Source organism: Paracoccus ravus (assembly GCF_004522175.1).
In the GTDB taxonomy this organism is placed as follows: domain Bacteria; phylum Pseudomonadota; class Alphaproteobacteria; order Rhodobacterales; family Rhodobacteraceae; genus Paracoccus; species Paracoccus ravus.
Map to the genome: position 1 here is coordinate 33,355 of NZ_SDEB01000011.1, position 19,407 is coordinate 52,761.

The window sequence follows — 19,407 nt, forward strand, 5'->3', positions numbered from 1 at the left end:
GTCAGCTCCTCAGGCTTGCGCCGGTCTCGGCGTCGAAAAGGTGGCATTTGTCGAGCGCGATGCCGAAACGCAGCACCTCGCCGGGGCGGACCGGGCGCGGGTTCAGCATCTTGGCCTGCACCTCGGTCCCGGCAAGCTGGGTGAAAAGCAGCGTCTCGGTGCCAAGCGGTTCGGTCAGCAGAACCGGCATCTCGACCTGCGCCATATGGGCCGAGGGCGGCAGGGAATGCCCCTCGGGCATGATATTGTCAGCCCGGATGCCAAGGCTGACTTTGCGACCCTCGGCCACGCGCAGATCCGGCGGGGTTGGGATAGTCGTCCCGTCCGCCAACACGACCGCCCCATCTTGGATCACCCCGCTGAGCAGGTTCATCGGCGGGCTGCCGATAAAGGTCGCGACAAAGGTGTTCAGCGGACGCTCGAACACCTCGAGAGGGGTGCCGACCTGCACGATATGGCCGTCGCGCATAATGACGATGCGGTCGGCCAAGGTCATCGCCTCGATCTGGTCATGGGTGACATAGATCACCGTCGAGCCGACCTTCTGATGCAGCTTCTTGATCTCGACCCGCATCTGGGTCCGCAGCTTCGCATCCAGATTCGACAGCGGCTCGTCGAACAGAAAGACATCCGGCTGACGCACAATGGCGCGGCCCATGGCAACGCGCTGACGCTGCCCGCCCGACAAGGCACCGGGCTTGCGATCCATCAAGGGCGTCAGCGCCAGAATTTCTGCCGCCTCATTCACGGCGGCGTCGATTTCGCGCTGAGACCGCTTGGCGATCTTCAGCGAGAAGCCAAGGTTCTCGCGTACCGTCATATGCGGGTAAAGCGCATAGTTCTGGAACACCATCGCGAGGTTACGCTCGCGCGGGGGCAGGTCGTTCACGACGCGATCGCCGATGCGGACCTCGCCATCCGAGATTGCCTCAAGCCCCGCGACCATGCGCAAGGTGGTGGACTTGCCGCAGCCCGAGGGGCCGACGAGGACGACGAACTCGCCCTCGGAAATGCTAAGATTGATGGAATGGACGACATCCAGCGCACCATAGCGCTTGACCACGTCTTTGAGATGGACCTGAGCCATGACTTATCCTTTCACGCCGCCAAAGGTCAGGCCAGCGATGAGGTGTTTCTGAACGAGGAAGGTCAGCGCCAAGGCCGGGATGATCATCAAGACCGCCAGCGCACACATGCCGCCCCAGTTCAGAGTGAATTGCGAGGTGAAATCCAAAAGCCCCACGGGCATGGTCTTGGAATTCGCGGACCGCGTGAGCTGGCTCGCCAAGGCATATTCGTTCCACGAGGTCAGGAAGGCAAAGATCCCGGCGCTGGCGATCCCCGCTCGCGCCACCGGAAACTCGACGCGCCAGAACGCCTGCCAGCGGGTGCAGCCGTCGATCTCGGCGGCCTCGGCCAGTTCCTTCGGGACCTGCCGGAAGAAGCCGTCGATCAGCCAGATCGTGAACGGCACGTTCATCGAGACATAGACGAGGATCAGCCCGAAATGCGTGTCGATGATCCCGGTCCGGCCAAAGATGATGAACAGCGGCAGCGACAGCGCCACCCCCGGCACGGCGCGGCTGGCCATCAAGGCCACGAACATTGCGGCCTTGCCCTTGAACTTGTAGCGCGCAAAGGCATAGCCCCCCGCCATGCCGACCAGAAGCGCGATCAGCGTCGAGGTGACCGAGACGATCAGAGAGTTCCTGAAATAGGTCAGGACCGGAATCCCCCCCTCGCCCGCGCCACCGAACATGGCACGGTAATGGTCGAGGCTCAGGCTTTGCGGCACCCAGACCGGAGGCTTGGCCATGATCTCGACCGTGGGGCGGAAACTGTTCAGGACAACCCAAAGCCCCGGCAGGCAGATCACGCACATGGCGAGGAACAGACCCGTCAGATGCGCGACCCTCAGCAGGCGCTTGCGGAGACGATGTTGCGATGCGGATGCCATCAGTCTGCCATCCCCAATTCACGCCGCGCCGATTGCAGCTTGCGGAAGAAATATACTGTGAAGGCAATGGATAGCAGGATCGCGATATAGCCCATGGCATTGGCGTAACCCATGCGCGCATCGACATAGCCGGTGCGCCCGATCAGCGTCCAGAGCAGCTCGGTCCGCCGCGCTGGCCCGCCATTCGTCATCACCTGCACGATGTCATAGGCCCGCGCCACATCCAGCGAGCGGATCGCCATGGCGATATAGATGAACGGCATCAGGAACGGCAGCGTCACATAGCGGAAGCTCTGCCAGGGCGTGCAACCATCGACCTTGGCGGCCTCCAAAGGGTCCTGCGGCAGAGCAAATAGCCCCGCGAGGATCAGGATCGCGAAGACCGAGGTCGATGTCCAGACCTCGGCCATGATGATCGCGAATAGCGCCAGGTTGCCATCGACAAGCCAAGGGATCGCGCGTTCGGTCAGGCCGAGCGATTGCAGGGCGTTGTTCACCAGCCCGACATTGTCGTTGAAGATGAACTTGAACTGAAAACCCACGAGGATGGGCGAGAACATCATCGGGAACATCATCGCCGTACGCAGCAGGCGCTGGCCCTGCGTCACCTTCGACACCATCAGCGCAAGGCCTAGGCCCAGAAGCATCTCAAGGTTCAGCGCGATGGTCAGCAACAGCACGGTGCGGCCAAAGGCGCGCCAGAAATTCGGGTCCGTCGCCGCCTTCACATAGTTGAAAGTCCCGATCCATTTCCACAGCGTCTCGGGCCGGGTCAGGTGATAGGGCGTGAAGCTGGAATATAGCGACAGCAGCAAGGGGACCATCACCACCGCAAGGATGATGACGATCGCGGGCAGCAGAAGAACCAGCCATGGCGGCAGTTTTGCGCGGGTCATGGACTATCCGGGCATTGGCGCCCGTCAGGGGGCACAGGTGTATCGGGAAGAACCGGACGGCAGGCGATGCCGTCCGGCGTCGAGCGTCAGATGACGCCGTTCTCGCGCATCAGTTCCTCGACGGCGTCGGAGGCATCCTCAAGCGCCTGATCGACCGTCTTGTCGCCCAGGATCGCGGCCTGAAGCTCCGGGAAGATCAGGTTGCCGGACTCGATCCAATAAGGGGTCGGGGGCACCGGGAAGGCCGTTTTCGCAGTCTCCTGGAAGGCGGCCAGCACCTCGGATTTATAGGGATCGCTCTTGGCCTCGGCGATCACGTGATCCCAGACAGCGGTACGAGAGGGCAGCGGTCCGGCGGCGGATTCGAGCTTCTGGCTGTCCTCATTGGTCAGGAAATCGACCAGCGAGGCGGCGGCCTCTTTCGTCGCGCAATTCTCGGTCACCGAGAAGCCGTGGAAGCCCGACCAGCCGGTGCGCACCCCCGCCGATCCCTGGGGCGCAGGCGCGACGCCGACATTCCCCGCAAGCTTGGAGCTCGCCGGATCGTTGAAGAAGCCCGACCAACCCGGCCAATCGAGGTTCAGCGCGACGGTCCCCGAGGCAAAGCCATTGCCCAGATCGTCCCACAGATAGTTGGTCGTCCCCGGAGGCACCGCCCCCGCCTTGTAAAGATCGACGAACCATTGCAGCGCCTGCTTTCCGGCATCCGAGTTGAAGGCGGGAGTCCAGTCGTCGTTGAACATCTTGCCGCCATTGGCGACGACAAGCTCATAGAAGCGCCCGTTGATCGCCTCATCCTTGCCAGCATATTGCGTGCCATAGAAATTCGGCGGCGCGGCAAAGAACATGGCCTGATCGCGGAACTGGTCCCAAGTTTCAGGCGGCGCGAGGTCATAGCCGAACTTCGCCTTGAACGCCTCGGCCTTGGCCGGATCGGTGTAAAGCGACTTCTGGTAATAGAGTGCCGAGACATCGAATTGCGCGCGCGGCAGCATCACCAGCTTACCCTCGATGGTGGCGGCCTTGATGTTGGCCGGCACGAAGCCGGCGACGGTCTCGGCCGGAAGAAGCGGCGCGAGGTCGGTATAGAGGCTCGGATATTGCGAAGCGAATGAGGAATGGTTCGAGCCCACGCACCAATTCGTCGTGCCAGCGGCGATATCGGCCTTATATTCCTTGTCCAGTTCGAAATGGTTCTTCTGGCTGATGATCTTGACCTTCGCGCCAGTCGCCTTTTCCCAATCGGCGATACGGGCGTAAAGCGCCTCGTATTGCTGCCCGCCGATCAGCTTGGCCTCGACGGTGACGCCGGCGAATTCGCCATCCGCCAGCGCCGCAGTGGCAAACCCGAACCCGGCGAGAAGTGCCAGCACTGAGCCGGCCATCGGTCCCTTCATGGTCTCTCCTCCCTGTGGCAATGTTCCGCGGCTGCTCCCGTCGCCGCATTTTATATTCGGAACATCATTTCATTCTTAAACGTGACGCGAAGGCGCAAGTCAAGTCGCTCGTTCTGCGCACCGCCGATAGAAGCAGCCGGACCCCTCCGCGCGTCTGGACGCGTTGGTTCCGGTCGATCACCGCATCCCTGAGCCAGCTGATCGGGAAACTCATCGGCCAGGATCGTGCGACACCCTATCACGCGCTCTACTTGGCTGTGACACTCCCAAGAGCAGACGAAAAAAGCGCGAGACCGCACTGGTCCGGCGGACCAAGGAACCGCGCCAGCATCGCGCAGACCGATCCGGGCCGTTGTGCCAGTACTCTGAATTTGCGGTCGCGCATCCTCTTGCCGCTCCGCCTTTTCCGATCAACTGGCTGCGCAGGTTTCTAAAAGGACGGCGGAACACCGCTTCGAGAAGTTCAGCCGGATGGGCCGGAGCCCCGCGCGATTCATACCGAACTCAACAAGCGCGCAGTCGGCACGCTGGCCACATTTTGCACTGGCCCTGATCGGGCCGATGCGGGGGATGGTTGCCAAGCCAAGGCTCGCGTCGTTTGTCGGTTGCCATCTGAGGACTTCCGCCGCGATCTGCTCGTCCTGTCCAGTCAGGAAATCGGACGTCTGGGATCAATGCGCGAACCGCCACTGCCGATGACCGGGCCAATTCTCACACCTGATGCGGAAACGTGCATTCGCCGCCTTCAGGCCATCCGAGCGGCGATGGTGTCAAACTCAGCCAAATGCGACCGTATGGGATTTGTGATGCATCCTGCGTTGCTGAACCAGAAGTTCGCGCGCCTTGCGCGGCATCGGCACTGCCTGCTGGTCTTTGGTCTTGATCGCGGCAAAGCGTATTCTTCTGCTTTGAAACATCTCCCCGATCATTCAATCCGCTGGCGCGGCCCAGTTTGCGCTTGGGCCGTGACCTCCTTGCAGGGCTTTGCAAAGAGGCGACCGATCTCCCGCACTTGGCATCGACTGCCCGGACCTGGAACAAGCCCTTCGCGAAGTGAGATGTCAGTCCTCACCGACGCGCGCCCTCGACCCAGATGCCGCTCACGCGCGCGGTCCGGTGGACGTCCTCGAGCCGGATGAGATCCGCGCGAAGCCCGGTCTTGATCCGGCCGCGATCCGTCAGGCCCGTCGCGCGGGCGGGCGCATCCGTCACGGTGGCGAAGGCACGCGGCAGATCGTTCCAGAGTCGCGCCAGGTGGCACGCGCCCATGAGCAGGCTCGAGGGGATGTAATCCGACGAGAGGATCTCGAGATCGCCGTTCCGCGCCAATGTCTCGGCGGCGACGTTTCCGGAATGCGAACCGCCGCGGATCAGGTTCGGGCCGCCCATCATCACGGCTATGCCATGCGTACGGCAGGCCCGCGCGGCCAATTCGGTCGTGGGGAACTCGGCCAGCCGAACGCCATGGGCGGCGCTGGTCTCGACCTGATCGGCGGTGGTGTCGTCATGGCTGGCCAGCACCGCGCCAAGGCGGTGGGCCGCGGCGACGGCGCCCGCCTCATGCGCATCGCCGAAGCGCGCGCGCAACTCCATGAGACGGGCGACATGCGCGGCAAATTCGGCATCGCTGAGGCCCTTCTTGCCCCGGACATATTGCGCGAGCTTGGCGATGTCGCGGAACTGGCGCTGGCCAGGCGTGTGGTCCATCAGGCTGACCAGCCGCACGCGGTCATCCGCGCCGAATTCTGCCAGCTCGTCCAGGAGCGTCTCGCTGCAAATCTCGGCACGCATATGGATGAAATGGCTGATCCGCATCCGTCCGGCCTTGCACAGGGCATTGATCGCGGTCACCAGCGGACGGGCATATTTCGCATAGCCTGCGCCGTCATTCGGGATCGATCCCACGCGCACCGCGTCAAAGACCGTGGTGATGCCGGTCGAGGCCAGCTCGCCGTCATGGGCGAAGATCGCGGCGGAATGCGGCCAGTCCACGCCGGGCCGGGGCTGGATGTGGCGCTCGAGATTGTCGGTATGCAGCTCGATCAGGCCGGGGGCGAGATGCGCGCCCCGGCAATCGGTCGCACCGGGCGGGACCGACCCTCCCTCGACGATCTCGGCGATGACGCCATCCTCGACATGGACGCGGCCGCGCATCACGCGGTCGGGCAGGATCAACTCTGCATTGGCGAGGGTCACGGAAGCATTCGTCATTGGATTGGCACCTGGTCCAGCGCGGCGAGGAAATCGGCGGTCGCCGCCTGAAGATCGCCGGAATTGTCGATATGGGTCACCGGCAGCGGGCCGGGGTCGAACTGAGCCTCGCGGGCGATCCGCAGGACGATCTGCGCGGCGGATTCGCGGCCGCGCGCAGCAAGACGGGCGGCGCGGATCCGGGGTGCGGCATCGACATGGATGATCCGAAGGCCGGGAAAGACCTGCGCCGCCTGCGGTAGAACCGCGCGGGACAGATTGACCAGCATCACGCCATCCCCCTGGGGATGCGGGATGCCGTAGGCCAGCCCATGCGCCTGCCAGTGCAGCGCGAAGCGTCCCGCGTCCCGCATAGGGGCAAACTGCTCGGGCGTGACGCCCTGAAAATCCTCACCTCCTGATTCGGAGGGGCGGGTGATGACCCGGCGCAGCAGATGAAGGTCGGGCCGTCGCAACATGGCTTCGCGCATCAGCGTGTCTTTGCCGGCCCCTGACGGGCCGACAACGGCGATGAGGCGGGCGCTCATCCGATGCGCTCCGGCGTGAAGGCGGTGACGTCGATCACCCGGTCGCAGAGCCGCTCGCGGGCGGCCTCGTCATGGAAGATGCCGATGATGGCGGCACCCCGCGCCTTGGCTTCCTCGATCAGGTGCAGGACGGTCTCGCGGTTCTGGGCATCGAGGCTGGCGGTCGGCTCATCGAGCAGCAGCGCCGGATAGGGATGGATGAAGCCACGCGCGATGTTCACCCGCTGCTGCTCGCCGCCCGAGAAGGTCGTGGGCGAGAGGCCCAAAAGGCTTTCGCCGATCCTGAGCCGCGTCAGCAATTCGGCGGCGCGGGCCTCGGCCCTTTTTTCGGGCACGCCCAAGCTCAGCAGGGGTTCGGCCACGACGCGCAGGGTGGGGACGCGTGGCACGACGCGCAGGAACTGGCTGACATAGCCCAGAGTAGCCCGGCGCAGCGCGATGATCCGGCGCGGCTCGGCCCCCGAAACCTCGGTCCCGCCCACCCGGATCATGCCGTGATCGGTGCGGTAATTACCCCAGATCATCCGCATCAGCGTGGACTTGCCCGCGCCCGAGGCCCCGGTCAGGGCGATACATTCGCCGGGCGCGACGGAAAGGTTAGCACCCTCCATCACCCGCAGCACCGTCCCGCCCTGATTGTGCAGGGTGAAATCCTTGGCGACATTTCTGACTTCGATCATCTTCACACCTGCAGAACCGAGGAGACCAGCAACTGGGTATATGCATGCTGCGGATCGTCCAGAACCTGATCGGTCAGCCCGGCTTCGACGACCCGACCGCCTTTCATCACCATCAGCCGGTCGGCGAGCAGCCGGACCACCGCCAGATCATGCGTGACCAGTACCGCCGAGAGGCCCATGTCGCGCACCAGCCCGCGCAGCAGATCCAGAAGCCGCGCCTGCACGCTGACATCGAGCCCCCCGGTCGGCTCGTCCATGAAGACCAGCCGCGGCCCCGAGACGAGGTTCCTCGCGATTTGCAGCCGCTGCTGCATCCCGCCCGAGAATTGCCTTGGCCGGTCGTCGATGCGGGTGGGGTCGATCTCGACCCGGCCCAGCCAATCCTCGGCGCTGGCGCGGATGCGACCATAATGCCGCGCGCCTGTCGCCATCAGCCTTTCGCCGACATTGCCGCCCGCGCTGACGCCCATGCGCAGCCCGTCGCGCGGGTTCTGGTGGACAAAGGCCCAATCGGTGCGCGCAAGCAGGCGGCGCTGCGGCTCGGCCAGCTTCAGCGTGTCGACCGGACCCTGCGCCGAGGTGTCAAAGATCACCTCGCCCGCATCGGGCCGGAGTTGCCCCGACAGGCAACCCAGCAGCGTCGATTTGCCCGAACCGCTTTCGCCGACGATCCCCAGAACCTCGCCTGGCCACAGATCAAAGCTGACCGCCGCGCAGCCGATGCGGCCACCATACATTTTGGTCACGCCCTTCACGCGCAGCAAGGGCGTGGCGGGGGCCTGATCGGGGGCGGCGTCGGGGGCGGCGTCGTCGGGGGCAGCGTGGCGGGCCGTTTCCTCAAGGGCTTCGGTGAGCGCCATCACGCGTCTCCTTTCGCGTTTTCCGCGCAGAAATCGGTATCCGAGCAGACGAACATCCTGCCGCCGGCATCATCGGTGATCACCTCGTCGAGATAGCTCTTGCGCGATCCGCAGAGGGCGCAGGCGTGATCGGCTTTGGAGGCGATGAAGGGGTGGTCCTCGAAATCCAGACTGCGGATTCGGGTATAGGGCGGCACGGCATGGATGCGCTGCTCGCGGCCCGCGCCGAACAGCTGGATCGCCGGGCAGTCATCGAGTTTGGGATTGTCGAATTTGGGAATGGGCGAAGGATCCATGACATAGCGCCCCGCCACCTCGACCGGATAGGCATAAGAGGTCGCAATCTCGCCATGGCGCGCGATGTCCTCGTAAAGCCGCACCTGCATCAGCCCGTAATCGGCCAGCGCGTGGATGCGCCGCGTCTCGGTCTCGCGCGGTTCCAGAAAGCGCATCGGCTCGGGGATCGGCACCTGATAGACAAGGATCTGATCCTCGGTCAAAGGCGTCTCGGGGATGCGGTGGCGGGTCTGGATCACGGTGGCGTCCCGCGTCCGCTCGGTCGTGGCGACGCCGGCGGTGCGCTGAAAGAACTTGCGGATGCTGACGGCGTTCGTCGTGTCGTCGGCGCCCTGGTCGATGACCTTCAGAACGTCCTCGGGGACCAGCGTCGCTGCCGTGACCTGCACGCCGCCGGTGCCCCAGCCGTAAGGCATGGGCATCTCGCGGCTGGCGAAGGGAACCTGGTAGCCGGGGATCGCGATGGCCTTGAGGATGGCGCGGCGGATCATCCGCTTGGTGTCCTCGTCGAGATAGGCGAAATTATAGGCCTGATCGGTCATGCCGCATCCTCCTGCCCGGCGCTGCCGTCCCGCAGGCGGCGGACGAGCTCCAGTTCGGCTTGGAAATCGACGTAATGGGGCAGCTTGATATGTTCGAGAAAACCCGTGGCCTGAATATTGTCGCAATGCGACAGGACGAATTCCTGGTCCTGCGCAGGGGCGCCCTGGCCGTCCTCGCCCAACTCCTCCCAGCGCAGGGCGCGGTCGACCAGAGCCATCGAGAGCGCCTTGCGCTCGGTCTGGCCGAAGGTCAGGCCGTAGCCCCGGGTGAATTGCGCGGGTTCGGTCCGGCTGCCCTTGAACTGGTTCACCGTCTCGCATTCGGTGAGTTCGATCTCGCCAATCTCGATGGAAAAGCCCAGTTCGGGGATCTCCATTTCGACCGGGACCGTGCCGATGCGCAGTTCGCCGACAAAGGCGTGGTTGCGAGCATAGCCGCGCTGGGTCGAATAGGCGAGGCCCAGCAGGAAGCCCTCGTCCCCGCGCGCCAGTGCCTGCAGGCGCAGTGCGCGTTCCGCGGGTAGTTCCATCGGCTCGCGCGTCAGGTCGGCAGGCTCGGCCTGGTCGGGCTCGGCCGTTTCGATCATGCCATCGCGGTCAAGGAAGGACAGGATGCGCGGCGCAGGCTCCGGCAAGGTCTCGCAGGCTTCGGCCGGATCGGTCGCGGGCAGCGCGCCATCGGCCAGCAGGCGGAAGTCCAGCAGCCGATGGGTATAGTCGAAGGTCGGCCCCAGGATCTGCCCACCCGGCACGTCCTTGAACGTGGCCGAGATCCGGCGCGCGATCCGCATCGCGCCTGTCTTGACGGGACGCGAAGCGCCAAAGCGGGGCAAGGTGGTGCGATAGGCGCGGATCAGGAAGATCGCCTCGATTAGATCGCCACGCGCCTGCTTGATCGCGAGCGCCGCCAGATCGGGATCGTAAAGCGAGCCCTCGGCCATGACGCGGGCGACCGCAAGGCTCATCTGGTCACGGATCTGGGCGGTGTCCAGCACCGGTTGCTCGGCGGGGCCGCGCCGGGCGCGATCCAGCCAGGAATGAGCGGCGTCGATGGCACGCTCGCCCCCTTTTACGGCGACATACATCAGCGTATCTCCGTCGAGCGCGGCAGGGCGGCAAGATGCCTGCCGGAGGTCAGGATCGCATCCCAGCCCAGCGGGAAGCGGGCATGGTTGGCGACGAAGGCCCGGGCATCGGGAAGCGCCAATGCAGCCGTCCCACGGATGCCGGGGCCGGTCAGGCGCGCGGGCATGCCCTCGAAATCATGATTGTCGATGATCAGCGTCGCGGCCCGGTCGGGATATTCGGGCGTGCCGATGGCAAAGCGGTCCAGCGGCTGCAGCGCGTCCCAACGGCCAAGCGCGAAGGCGGCGTCCTGCGCCGCAACGATGGGCGCGGCGCAGTGAAAGGCAATCCAGGTCCGCAGCGCCGCATTGTCATGGTCCCCGGCAAGGTGCAAAGGCGTCGTGCGGTCGCAAAGCGTCAGAAGGACCGTCGCCGCGGCGACCGAGATGGGTTCAGGCCCCGTCGCAGCCGAAAGCGCGACGATGGTGCCGGGACGGGCCATCGCGTTCAGGACAGCGCGGAAGGCATGGGCGCCGTCCCAGGCCGCCACGGCAAAGCCGCCGGAAAGCTCAGATGCGGTCATTCGTCCTCTCCTCGGGCAAGGGTGAAGAATTCCACCTTGGTCGCCGCGGCCTCGGCGGCGCGGGCGGCGCGGCGCAGATGCTCTTCGCGGCGCAACGGCGCGAGGATTTCGACCTCGATCCGCTTCGGGTCATGCTGGGCCAGGGCATCGATGGCTGCGGCACGCAAGGCATGCGCCTTGTCGCGACCCTGCACATAGCCATGTCCGACATGCCCCGAGGGCAAGCGCACGCTGGCCCGCGTCACGGTGATCTCGCCAAGGTTGAAGCTGCTTCCGGTGCCGCCGGCGCGGCCACGGACCATGACGGAGCCGGTCTCGGGGCGGCGCAGGATCTCCTGCTCGGGCAGGTCCGGGAAAAGTTCGCCGAGACGCGCCGAGGGCGCGCGGGCAAGCAATCCGAGGGCCTCGCGGCGGAAAGGATCGGGATCGTCTTCAGGGGATGACATGGTGTAGCCTATGGCCTATACAACTAGACAAGTTGTAGGAGGGTGGCAGGCTTGCGGCAATCCTGAAAAATGTGAATTTTTGGTGACGACATGACGCTATGGCAGAGCATCGCGGACCTTCTGCGCGCAGAGATCGCGCGCGGCCTCTGGCCGCCCGGCACCCGGCTTCCGGCCGAGGCCGATCTGGCGGCGCGCTTCGGTGTGAACCGCCACACGCTGCGCAATGCGACAAGGGCGCTGGCGGATGAGGGCCTGCTTTATTCGCGTCAGGGCGCGGGGGTTTTCGTCGCGGCCAGCCCGGTCGATTACCCGCTGGGTGACAGGGTGCGTTTTCACCGCAATATCGAGCTGGCGGGCAAGGTGCCCGGCCGTGCGCTCGACGCGGTGATGACGCGTCCCTCGGACGCGGCCGAGGCGCTGGCGCTCGGGCTTGCGACCGGCGAGCGGGTGCATGTGGCCGAGGGTGTCTCGCTGGTGGATTTCAGGCCGGTGGCACTGTTTCGCACCGTCTTTCCGGCAGATGCGCTGCCCGATCTTGCGCGCCACCTGCGCGACATCCAGTCGATCACCGCCGCGCTAGCGGCATGCGGGATCGCGGATTACCGCCGCGTCTCGACCCGCGTCACCGCGCGCGTCGCGGATGCGGCGCAGGCCGCCAGGCTGCAGATCGACGCCGGAGACCCGCTTTTGCGAACCGAGGCGATCAGCGAGGCCGGGGGCCGTCCGGTCGAGCGTGGCCTGACCTGGTGGGTGGCCGAGCGCGTGACCCTGACCCTGCCTCACGTTTCATAGCGGTCGAGGAAGCGGGCGACCGGCAGGGCGCGGAAATCGGACAATGCCTCGCGCAGACGATCATGGTCCCAGTCCCACCAGGCAAGCCGCGTCAGCCGCTCGCCGATTTGGGCGGGAAAGCGCGGGCGCAACACTCTCGCCGGACAGCCTGCGACGATCATCCAGTCGGGCACGTCACGGGTCACGACGGCTCCGGCGGCGACGATCGCGCCATTGCCGATGGTCACCTCGGGTTTCACGATCGCGCCGTGCCCGATCCAGGTGTCGTGCCCGATCACCGTGCGGCGGGCGGCGCGGGCGGTGAAGAAACCGGCATCCGGCTCGACATCGTCCCAGTAATATTCCGAGCGATACAGGAAATGGTGCAGGCTCGCCGTGGTCATCGGATGGTCGGTCGGCCCGATCCGGGTCATCGCGGCGATATTCGCGAACTTGCCGACGGAGGTATTGGCGATATCGGCCAGCCGGTCGCAATAGGCGTAATCAGCGAAATCCGAGTTCAGGACCCGCGATCCGGCGCCGACCTCGCAATAGCGACCGAATCGCGCGTTCAGGATTTCGACGCCCTCATGGAGAAAGGGCGCATCGGCAGTCAGTCTGGGCATGGATCAGCCTTTGGGGTCAGCCTTTGATGAGACGCGCGCGGATGCGACCCGAGAGCCAGTCCATGAAGATCACCGTCAGCACGATGAGCACGATGTAATAGGTGACGTGCTCCCAATCCTTCTGGGTCTGCATGGCCTGCACCAGCATGAGGCCGATTCCGCCCCCCGTGATCGCGCCGATGATCGTCGCGCTGCGGGTGTTCGATTCGAGATAATAGAGAAGCTGCGACAGGATCACCGGCGCGACCTGCGGAATGACGGCCCAGCGTGCTCGTGAAAGCGATCCGGCCCCGGTCGAGCGCAGCCCCTCGACCGGCTTTTCGTCGATATTCTCGAGCGCCTCCGAGAAGAGCTTCCCGAAGGTTCCGGTCTCGGTCAGGAGAATCGCGAGGCTTCCGGTCATCGGTCCGGGCCCGAAGGCGCGCGACAGCACGATGGTCCAGATCAGCGCATCGACACCGCGCAGGAAGTCGAAGAAGCGCCGGAAGACCTGCCGCAAACCACGCGAGGGCGCGAAATTCTGCGCCGCCATGAAGGCGATCGGCAGCGAGATCAGCCCCGCGCCGAAAGTGCCCAGAAAGGCCATCAGAACGGTCTCGAACATGGCCCAGGCGACGTCGCCATGATGCCAGACGCTGTTGGCCCAAAAATCCTGCGCCATCGCGGCGATATTCGACTGCTCCGGGCGGATCCTGTCGGCGCTGAGCGCATGGCGCGCCAGTTCGGACCAGGACATGGCGCTGAACGGGCTGGAGAGGTCGAAGAAGAACAGCTCCCAGCCCGTCTGGCGGCGAAAGATCTCGGTCCGCGAGCGGGTGACGGTCAACCTTGCCCCTTCTGGAAGATCTGCCGCGAAGAGCTTGTCCGAAATACTGAAATTTTCGGGCGGGTCGGGGATCTCGACCTCAATGCCAGTGGCGGTGGGGCGGATCTCGTAGCGGCCTTCGGGCGTCGTCAGGGTGACGGCGCCTTCACCCGCGAGGGTGACGGCATGGTCCTGCGGCAGCGCGATTTCGCGTCCGCCATCGGCGCGGGGGTTGATCCATTCCGGCTCACGCTCGGGCGTGAATGTCGCATTGCGCATCCCTTCGACCGAGGCCGAGATGGCGCCTCCGGCACGATTGTCGCGGGTGACATGGATCTTGTAGGACCAGAAGTCCTGCAAAAGCAGCCGGCCGTTATCCCAGCGTGCGCGCCCGGCAAGACCCGCCAGGTCGAAGGCCAGGGCGACATAAAGAAGATAGGCCAGCATCAAACCCGGCACGGCGAGCGAGATCAGCCGCCTGCGGCCCATCGCGCCATGGGCGGCGGCAAGTTCCGGCATGCTCATCAGATTTGCCCTCCGGCGCGGCTGCCCGGCTGGCCATGCGTCAGCCGGTCGCGGGCAATTGACGTGAGCTGGTCAAAGAGGAAGATGGTCGCGAAGAGCAGCAGGAAGATCGCCGCCGCCGCATCATAGCGGCCCTGGCCCCAGCTGATCGCATTGCGCAGCTCGTATCCGATCCCGCCCGCGCCGACGAAGCCAAGGATGGCACTGGCGCGAATATTGATCTCAAAGCGCAGCATGGCGTAGCTCGCCCAGTTCGGCGCGACCTGTGGCAGGATGCCAAGCCAGATGCGCTGCACCCAGTTCGCTCCGACCGATTCCAGCCCCTCGACCGGCTTCAGGCTGGCATTCTCGACCACTTCCGAGAAGAGCTTGCCCAATGCGCCCACCGTATGAAAGGCGATGGCCAGTGCCGCCGGTACGGGTCCGCCGCCCAGCACGAAGATCAGGACAAGCGCGATGACAAGCTCGGGGATGGCCCGCGAGATGTCGAGCAGCCGGCGGAAAACGGGGACGAGTCTCGGCCAGGGAGCAAGGCCGCGCGTCGCCAGCAGCGCGACGATGCCGCCTCCGATCGCGCCGAGGATCGTCGAGAAGGCTGCGATGTTCAATGTCTCGACCAGCGCTGGCACGGCGGCCCACATCAGGCCGGGCAGGTTCGCGACCTTCTGGATCGCCTCGGTCACCAGCTCCTGCGGGTAGTCCAGCACATGCGGCAGCCCGTCGAGAAAGCCGCCGGCATTGCGCTCGTTTGCGAGGCGAAACCCGGAAATCATCAGCAGGGCGAATATGCCCCAGAGCAGCGCGCCATAGCTGCGGCGGCGGGCCAGCTGCGCCCGGTAGGCGGCGGCGATCTCGGAAGCATCGGTCATCGGGACGTCCTGAAATGAAACGGGGCGCAGGCGGCATGCCCGCGCCCCCATGTCGGCTTGGCAGATCAGCCGTTGGCTTCCTGACGTTTGCGCACTTCGATGATGGTCTGATAGGCCTCATGCGAGACCGGCTTGAAGCCGGCGGTCTCGCCCGCGGCGACGCCATAGGTGCAGTCCTTGTCCTGGTCGATCAGCCCAGCGAGCATCGCCGTCATCCTTTCCTTGACCTCCAGCGGCAGGGCCTTGCGCAGCACGACCGGACCTTCCGGGATCGGCTTCGAACGCCAGACCTCGACCATGGCGTTCATGTCGACGAGACCCGCATCGACCGCCTTTCGCAGCGCGCCCGAGTTGTAGCCGTCCTCCCATTCGCCCTGCCCGTCGGCCCAGGTCACGCCGGCGTCGATATCGCCGTTCTTGACCGCGACGATGGTCTGCTCATGCCCGCCGGTGAACTTCACATCCGCGAAGAACTCGCCCGGTTCGACCGAATAGCCGGCATCGGGCAGTTCGACGGCGGGGATCAGGTAGCCCGAGGTCGAATTGGGATCACCAAAGCCCAGAACCTTGCCCTTGGCCTCGGCGATCGAGGCAATGCCCTGATCCTTGCGGGCGATTCCGATCGCGTAATAGGTCGTGCTGCCGTCGAGATTGGCCTTGACCAGAACCGGCTCGACCGCCTCGGGATCGGTCAGATAGGCCTTGGCATAGGCCGAGGCGCCCAGCCAGGCCATGTCGAGCGACCCGCCCAGCAGGCCCTGCACCACACCGTCGTAATCGGCCGGGGTGAACAGCTTGACCGGGACGCCCAATTCTTCCTCGGCATATTTTCGCAGGCATTCGTTGCTCGTCATGCGGTCCTGGGCGTTTTCGCCGCCCATGACACCGATGTTGAATTCCTTGATCTCCTGCGCGGCGGCGAGGTTCGGCAGAACCAGCGCCGAGGTCAGGGCAAGAAGGGTGAGGGTCCGAGTCATGTTGATCTCCGGGGTTGAAATATGCTTGGCCGTCAATCGGCCATGAGGCGCGCGGCGTAATCCGCATTCCGCGCGCGCTCGGTTTCGATGGCGGTCGAGGTCGTCGCTTCGGTGAAGCCGATCCCGGCGCCGTATATGTCGCGCGCAACGCCGGTGGTCAGTTGCTCGGGCACGCCGTCAAAGACGATCCGCCCTTTGCGCATGCCGATGACCCGGTCGCAGTAGCGCCGCGCGGTATCCAATGTGTGCAGGTTGGCGATGACGGTGCGCCCGTCCTCGTCGTGGATGCGGCGCAGCGTATCCATCACCACCTGCGCGTTCATCGGGTCGAGGCTGGCGATGGGCTCGTCCGCCAGAATGATCCTTGGGTCCTGCATCAATGCGCGGGCAATGGCGACGCGCTGCTGCTGGCCGCCCGACAGCGCCTCGGCGCGCTTCACCGCCTGCTCTGCGATGCCCAGCCGGTCGAGGATCTGCACGGCGCGGTCGATATCCGCCCGCGACCACATATTGAAAAGCGCGCTCGCCATGCCCCGCTTGTTCAAAAGCCCATGCAGGACGTTGCTGACGACATCCAGACGGGGCACGAGATTGAACTGCTGGAAGATCATCGCGCATTCCGCCTGCCAGGCGCGTTTTTCCCGACCTCGCAGCGCGAGCATGTCGCGACCGTCCACCACCAGCCTGCCGGCGCTGGCATCGGTCAGGCGGTTGATCATGCGCAGAAGCGTGGATTTTCCCGCCCCCGAACTGCCGATCACGCCGATCATCATCGGCCTTTCGATGACGAAGCTGGCCCGATCGACCGCACGGGTGCTGCCGAACTCGCGCGTGATGTCCTGAGCTTCGATCCGCATGAAGGGCCCTTTTCCTGATCGGCGCAGATGTGGCGGCAAAGCATGACAAACAAGAAAACCGACTGTGAAGCTTCGATGAAACTTCGGTCGGAACAGGGCCCGATTGCACCAGCCGCTCCAAGGGCTTGGGTCGTGCATCCGGCAGCTTTCGGGTCTGATGAGCAGAGGGCAAACCTCCCGCGAGATCAGGAGTTGGGGCGATTGCGCCGCATCGCCGACGGACGGGAATTGGCTGAGGATCCGGTTTGACCGCGACAGGTTGGCGAGGCGGTCAAGTCGCAAACTTCGCGGCAAGGTTCACCGAGCGTATCCGATACGTCCAGACCACGGCATGACGCAGTCCTTGCCTGCCCGCTCCCGAGCCACAAACCGGAAGTCCCATCATTTGGCGCTGAAGCGAGGTGGCCCTTTGCTGATCTGGTTCGACAAGAACAGGCTGTGACGGACGCCCCGGGCAGATCGCAATTGCCCTTCAGCGCTGCTTTCCAGTGCCCATCCGCGTTCAGAAGCGCGAATTCCCTATGGGCTCTGTATTTGCCACGCGCTGGACTTCATGCATGATACGCCGCAAAGGGAGCTAAGATTTGTTCATCATCCGGTTTGCCTTGGCTCTGTCGGTCCTCGCCGCCGCCGCGGTGGGGTACGGGGTTTTGACGGGCGCGGGTTGGTGGGCAATCTGTCTGGGCGTGGTCGGGATGGTGGTTTGTGCCCAGCTTTTGGTGGTGATCTATGTCGCCCTTCGGGCCTATGTCACCGGCAAGCGGCCCCTCAGGTGATCGAAACGGCGGGGGATATCTGAGCCTCGCGCCTCGGCCCGTCAGGCGACTTCCCAATGGCCCGCCCGTTTTCCATGACATAGACGGCATCCGCGATGGCGACCAGGGCGGGGCGATGGGTGATCACCAGAATGGTCGTCTTGCCCCGCAGGCTCTGGACGGTTCTGACCAGGCTTTCTTCGTTCTGCAAATCCAATGCGCTGGTCGCCTCGTCCAGGACCAGCAGATCCGGATTGCGCATCAATCCTCGGGCAAAGGCGATCCGCTGCCTTTCTCCGCCCGAAAGGAGGCCTCCCTGATCGCCGACGCCGTGATCGAGCCCCCCGGGCAGGCGAGACACGAAATCCGCGGCCGCAGCCCGCAATGCGCGTTGCATGGTTTCCTCGGCCTCGGGATCCGAACCGGGCATGGCCAAGGCTAGATTGGCGCGGATGCTGGCATTCATCAGCAGCGGGTCCTGCGTGATATAGGCGGCGCGGTCCCGCCAGGATCGCAGTTGCGACGCCGCAAGCGGAACACCATCGACCAGAACCTTCCCATGCTGCGGACGGATCAGGCCCATGACGATATCCGCGACCGTGCTCTTGCCGGCACCGGACGGACCGGTCAGCACGGTGATCTGTCCGGCGCGCATCGTCAGCGACATTCGATCCAGCGTGTCGCGCGGTGCATCGGGGAAACGCCAGGTCACATTGCACAAAGAAATCTCGCTGAGGGGCCGGGCCGCCGGCTCTTCGACGGATGGATCGGGATCACGAGAGCAGGAAAGTTCCGCTTGCAGGCGGCGGACCGCGTCCCAGGCGGGCAGGTCCACGAGAATTTGCTGGAGCGAGGCCTGAACGCCTGAAAACCGTGGCACGGCGCGCAGGAACAGCAAGAGCAGGACCGCGATCCTGGCCAGATCCATCTGTGCCCAGGACCGGGCCACCCAGATGAACAGCGCGGCCCCGGTCGCGGCCGCAAGCTGAAAAAGGCCCGAGCCGACCAGAGATTTGCGGACGTAGCTCAGAGAGCCGTCTCTTGTCTGGCGCAGCATCTCGCCAAGAAGAGACTGATAGCGCGGCTCGAGATTCATGCTTCGGGCGAGCTTCATCGCGCGCGTGAACTCTTTGATCGTCTGGCTTAGTCGCAGACGCTGCGATTGCAGGCTTGCGCCATAGGCCGTGGCGGCGCGGCGATAAGGGCGCAAAAGCGTCAATGCCAAACCGCCTATGGCGAGGCAGAGCAGGGTCATCAAAGGTGATATCATCAGGCCGAGGCCAAGATAGATTACCAGCCCGACGACGCTCTGCAGGATGTTGAGCAGGCTATAGGCCGCCACATGAACGCGATCGATATCTTCGGTCAGCGCATGTTCCAGCCGCGACCGGGGAATGCGGATGACCTGCGACCAGTCAGCCGCCGCGACATCCGAAAACAGGCCCAGTCGCAAACGGTCGCTGAAGTCATAGACCAACCGGGCGAGATACACGCCCTTGAGACGCCCGAAGAGGACCAGCCCCCCGGTCAGGCATATGATCGCCAAGAGTAGCATGGAAAGCGGGGCCGAGTCGGGGAAGCCCTGCGGAAGTGGCAGGCCCGTCAGATCGACGACATCCCTGCCCTCGCTGACCAGGTGTATGACAGGCAGAAAGAGCAGCAGGGATAGCCCCTCGGTGAGCGTCCCCAGCACAAGGAACAATGTCGCGATGCCCAAGCGGCGCGGATGAAGACCGATGATCGCCCGCAGAAAGGACAAGC

21 protein-coding genes are annotated in these 19,407 nt (G+C 64.7%); 2 read left to right on the plus strand and 19 right to left on the minus strand.

The genetic code is table 11. The features are described 5' to 3' along the window. Window position 1: 1 nt before the first annotated feature. The 13 genes from ESZ60_RS10625 to phnG all read right to left on the minus strand — a co-directional run bounded on the left by ESZ60_RS10625 (window position 2) and on the right by phnG (window position 11,461). Entirely contained in the window at window positions 2-1,087 is a 1,086-nt protein-coding gene (locus ESZ60_RS10625) for an ABC transporter ATP-binding protein (protein ID WP_134680560.1), read from the minus strand. A gap of 3 nt (window positions 1,088-1,090) precedes the next feature. Beyond that, window positions 1,091-1,957 carry a carbohydrate ABC transporter permease gene (locus ESZ60_RS10630; protein ID WP_134680561.1) on the minus strand — a complete coding sequence of 289 codons (867 nt, stop codon included), beginning with the start codon at window positions 1,955-1,957 and terminating at the stop codon, window positions 1,091-1,093. Continuing rightward, window positions 1,957-2,853: a carbohydrate ABC transporter permease gene (locus tag ESZ60_RS10635; RefSeq protein WP_134680562.1), complete on the minus strand. Its 897-nt coding sequence runs from the start codon at window positions 2,851-2,853 to the stop codon at window positions 1,957-1,959. The genes ESZ60_RS10630 and ESZ60_RS10635 overlap by 1 nt, the downstream gene beginning before the upstream one ends. A gap of 86 nt (window positions 2,854-2,939) precedes the next feature. After that, window positions 2,940-4,250, minus strand: a complete 1,311-nt coding sequence (locus tag ESZ60_RS10640) for an ABC transporter substrate-binding protein (RefSeq protein ID WP_134680563.1) — start codon at window positions 4,248-4,250, stop codon at window positions 2,940-2,942. Window positions 4,251-5,026: 776 nt separating this feature from the next. Then, window positions 5,027-5,167: a hypothetical protein gene (locus tag ESZ60_RS20755; RefSeq protein ID WP_167620119.1), complete on the minus strand. Its 141-nt coding sequence runs from the start codon at window positions 5,165-5,167 to the stop codon at window positions 5,027-5,029. 151 nt (window positions 5,168-5,318) lie between these two features. Beyond that, window positions 5,319-6,461, minus strand: a complete 1,143-nt coding sequence (locus ESZ60_RS10645) for an alpha-D-ribose 1-methylphosphonate 5-triphosphate diphosphatase (RefSeq protein ID WP_134680564.1) — start codon at window positions 6,459-6,461, stop codon at window positions 5,319-5,321. Further along, a complete protein-coding gene (gene phnN / locus ESZ60_RS10650; RefSeq protein ID WP_134680565.1) occupies window positions 6,458-6,988 on the minus strand; it encodes a phosphonate metabolism protein/1,5-bisphosphokinase (PRPP-forming) PhnN in 531 nt (176 codons plus the stop codon). The genes ESZ60_RS10645 and phnN overlap by 4 nt, the downstream gene beginning before the upstream one ends. After that, window positions 6,985-7,668, minus strand: a complete 684-nt coding sequence (gene phnL, locus ESZ60_RS10655) for a phosphonate C-P lyase system protein PhnL (protein ID WP_134680566.1) — start codon at window positions 7,666-7,668, stop codon at window positions 6,985-6,987. Before phnL ends, phnN begins: the two co-directional genes overlap by 4 nt. A gap of 2 nt (window positions 7,669-7,670) precedes the next feature. Continuing rightward, the gene (gene phnK, locus ESZ60_RS10660) at window positions 7,671-8,528 is read right to left on the minus strand and encodes a phosphonate C-P lyase system protein PhnK (protein ID WP_134680567.1); all 858 of its coding nucleotides are present in this window, start codon (window positions 8,526-8,528) and stop codon (window positions 7,671-7,673) included. After that, window positions 8,528-9,367: an alpha-D-ribose 1-methylphosphonate 5-phosphate C-P-lyase PhnJ gene (locus ESZ60_RS10665; protein WP_134680568.1), complete on the minus strand. Its 840-nt coding sequence runs from the start codon at window positions 9,365-9,367 to the stop codon at window positions 8,528-8,530. Before ESZ60_RS10665 ends, phnK begins: the two co-directional genes overlap by 1 nt. Further along, the gene (locus ESZ60_RS10670; protein WP_134680569.1) at window positions 9,364-10,452 is read right to left on the minus strand and encodes a carbon-phosphorus lyase complex subunit; all 1,089 of its coding nucleotides are present in this window, start codon (window positions 10,450-10,452) and stop codon (window positions 9,364-9,366) included. Before ESZ60_RS10670 ends, ESZ60_RS10665 begins: the two co-directional genes overlap by 4 nt. Continuing rightward, on the minus strand, window positions 10,452-11,015 hold the full coding sequence (gene phnH / locus ESZ60_RS10675; RefSeq protein WP_134680570.1) for a phosphonate C-P lyase system protein PhnH: 564 nt from the start codon (window positions 11,013-11,015) through the stop codon (window positions 10,452-10,454). The genes ESZ60_RS10670 and phnH overlap by 1 nt, the downstream gene beginning before the upstream one ends. Further along, window positions 11,012-11,461 (minus strand): phosphonate C-P lyase system protein PhnG, encoded by a 450-nt coding sequence (phnG, locus tag ESZ60_RS10680; protein WP_134680571.1) that lies wholly within the window; start codon window positions 11,459-11,461, stop codon window positions 11,012-11,014. Before phnG ends, phnH begins: the two co-directional genes overlap by 4 nt. A 90-nt stretch (window positions 11,462-11,551) precedes the next feature. Between phnG and phnF the strand changes: the two genes are divergently transcribed. After that, window positions 11,552-12,253 carry a phosphonate metabolism transcriptional regulator PhnF gene (phnF, locus tag ESZ60_RS10685; RefSeq protein ID WP_134680572.1) on the plus strand — a complete coding sequence of 234 codons (702 nt, stop codon included), beginning with the start codon at window positions 11,552-11,554 and terminating at the stop codon, window positions 12,251-12,253. On the opposite strand, the gene ESZ60_RS10690 is transcribed toward phnF, so the two are convergent. The 5 genes from ESZ60_RS10690 to phnC all read right to left on the minus strand — a co-directional run bounded on the left by ESZ60_RS10690 (window position 12,241) and on the right by phnC (window position 16,891). Then, a complete protein-coding gene (locus tag ESZ60_RS10690) occupies window positions 12,241-12,858 on the minus strand; it encodes an LbetaH domain-containing protein (RefSeq protein WP_134680573.1) in 618 nt (205 codons plus the stop codon). The two genes, phnF and ESZ60_RS10690, sit on opposite strands and share 13 nt — an antisense overlap. A 16-nt stretch (window positions 12,859-12,874) precedes the next feature. Beyond that, the gene (phnE, locus tag ESZ60_RS10695; RefSeq protein WP_134680574.1) at window positions 12,875-14,188 is read right to left on the minus strand and encodes a phosphonate ABC transporter, permease protein PhnE; all 1,314 of its coding nucleotides are present in this window, start codon (window positions 14,186-14,188) and stop codon (window positions 12,875-12,877) included. Beyond that, window positions 14,188-15,057 carry a phosphonate ABC transporter, permease protein PhnE gene (gene phnE, locus ESZ60_RS10700; RefSeq protein WP_134680575.1) on the minus strand — a complete coding sequence of 290 codons (870 nt, stop codon included), beginning with the start codon at window positions 15,055-15,057 and terminating at the stop codon, window positions 14,188-14,190. Before phnE (ESZ60_RS10700) ends, phnE (ESZ60_RS10695) begins: the two co-directional genes overlap by 1 nt. Before the next feature lie 65 nt (window positions 15,058-15,122). Next, the gene (gene phnD / locus ESZ60_RS10705) at window positions 15,123-16,034 is read right to left on the minus strand and encodes a phosphonate ABC transporter substrate-binding protein (protein ID WP_134680576.1); all 912 of its coding nucleotides are present in this window, start codon (window positions 16,032-16,034) and stop codon (window positions 15,123-15,125) included. Between the two features lie 32 nt (window positions 16,035-16,066). Further along, the gene (gene phnC / locus ESZ60_RS10710) at window positions 16,067-16,891 is read right to left on the minus strand and encodes a phosphonate ABC transporter ATP-binding protein (RefSeq protein ID WP_134680577.1); all 825 of its coding nucleotides are present in this window, start codon (window positions 16,889-16,891) and stop codon (window positions 16,067-16,069) included. 584 nt (window positions 16,892-17,475) lie between these two features. On the opposite strand from phnC, the gene ESZ60_RS10715 reads away from it, so the two are divergent. Then, window positions 17,476-17,667, plus strand: a complete 192-nt coding sequence (locus ESZ60_RS10715) for a hypothetical protein (protein WP_134680578.1) — start codon at window positions 17,476-17,478, stop codon at window positions 17,665-17,667. On the opposite strand, the gene ESZ60_RS10720 is transcribed toward ESZ60_RS10715, so the two are convergent. Beyond that, complete coding sequence (locus ESZ60_RS10720) at window positions 17,660-19,405, minus strand: ABC transporter ATP-binding protein (protein ID WP_209021287.1); 1,746 nt, start codon at window positions 19,403-19,405, stop codon at window positions 17,660-17,662. The two genes, ESZ60_RS10715 and ESZ60_RS10720, sit on opposite strands and share 8 nt — an antisense overlap. Window positions 19,406-19,407 lie beyond the last annotated feature (2 nt).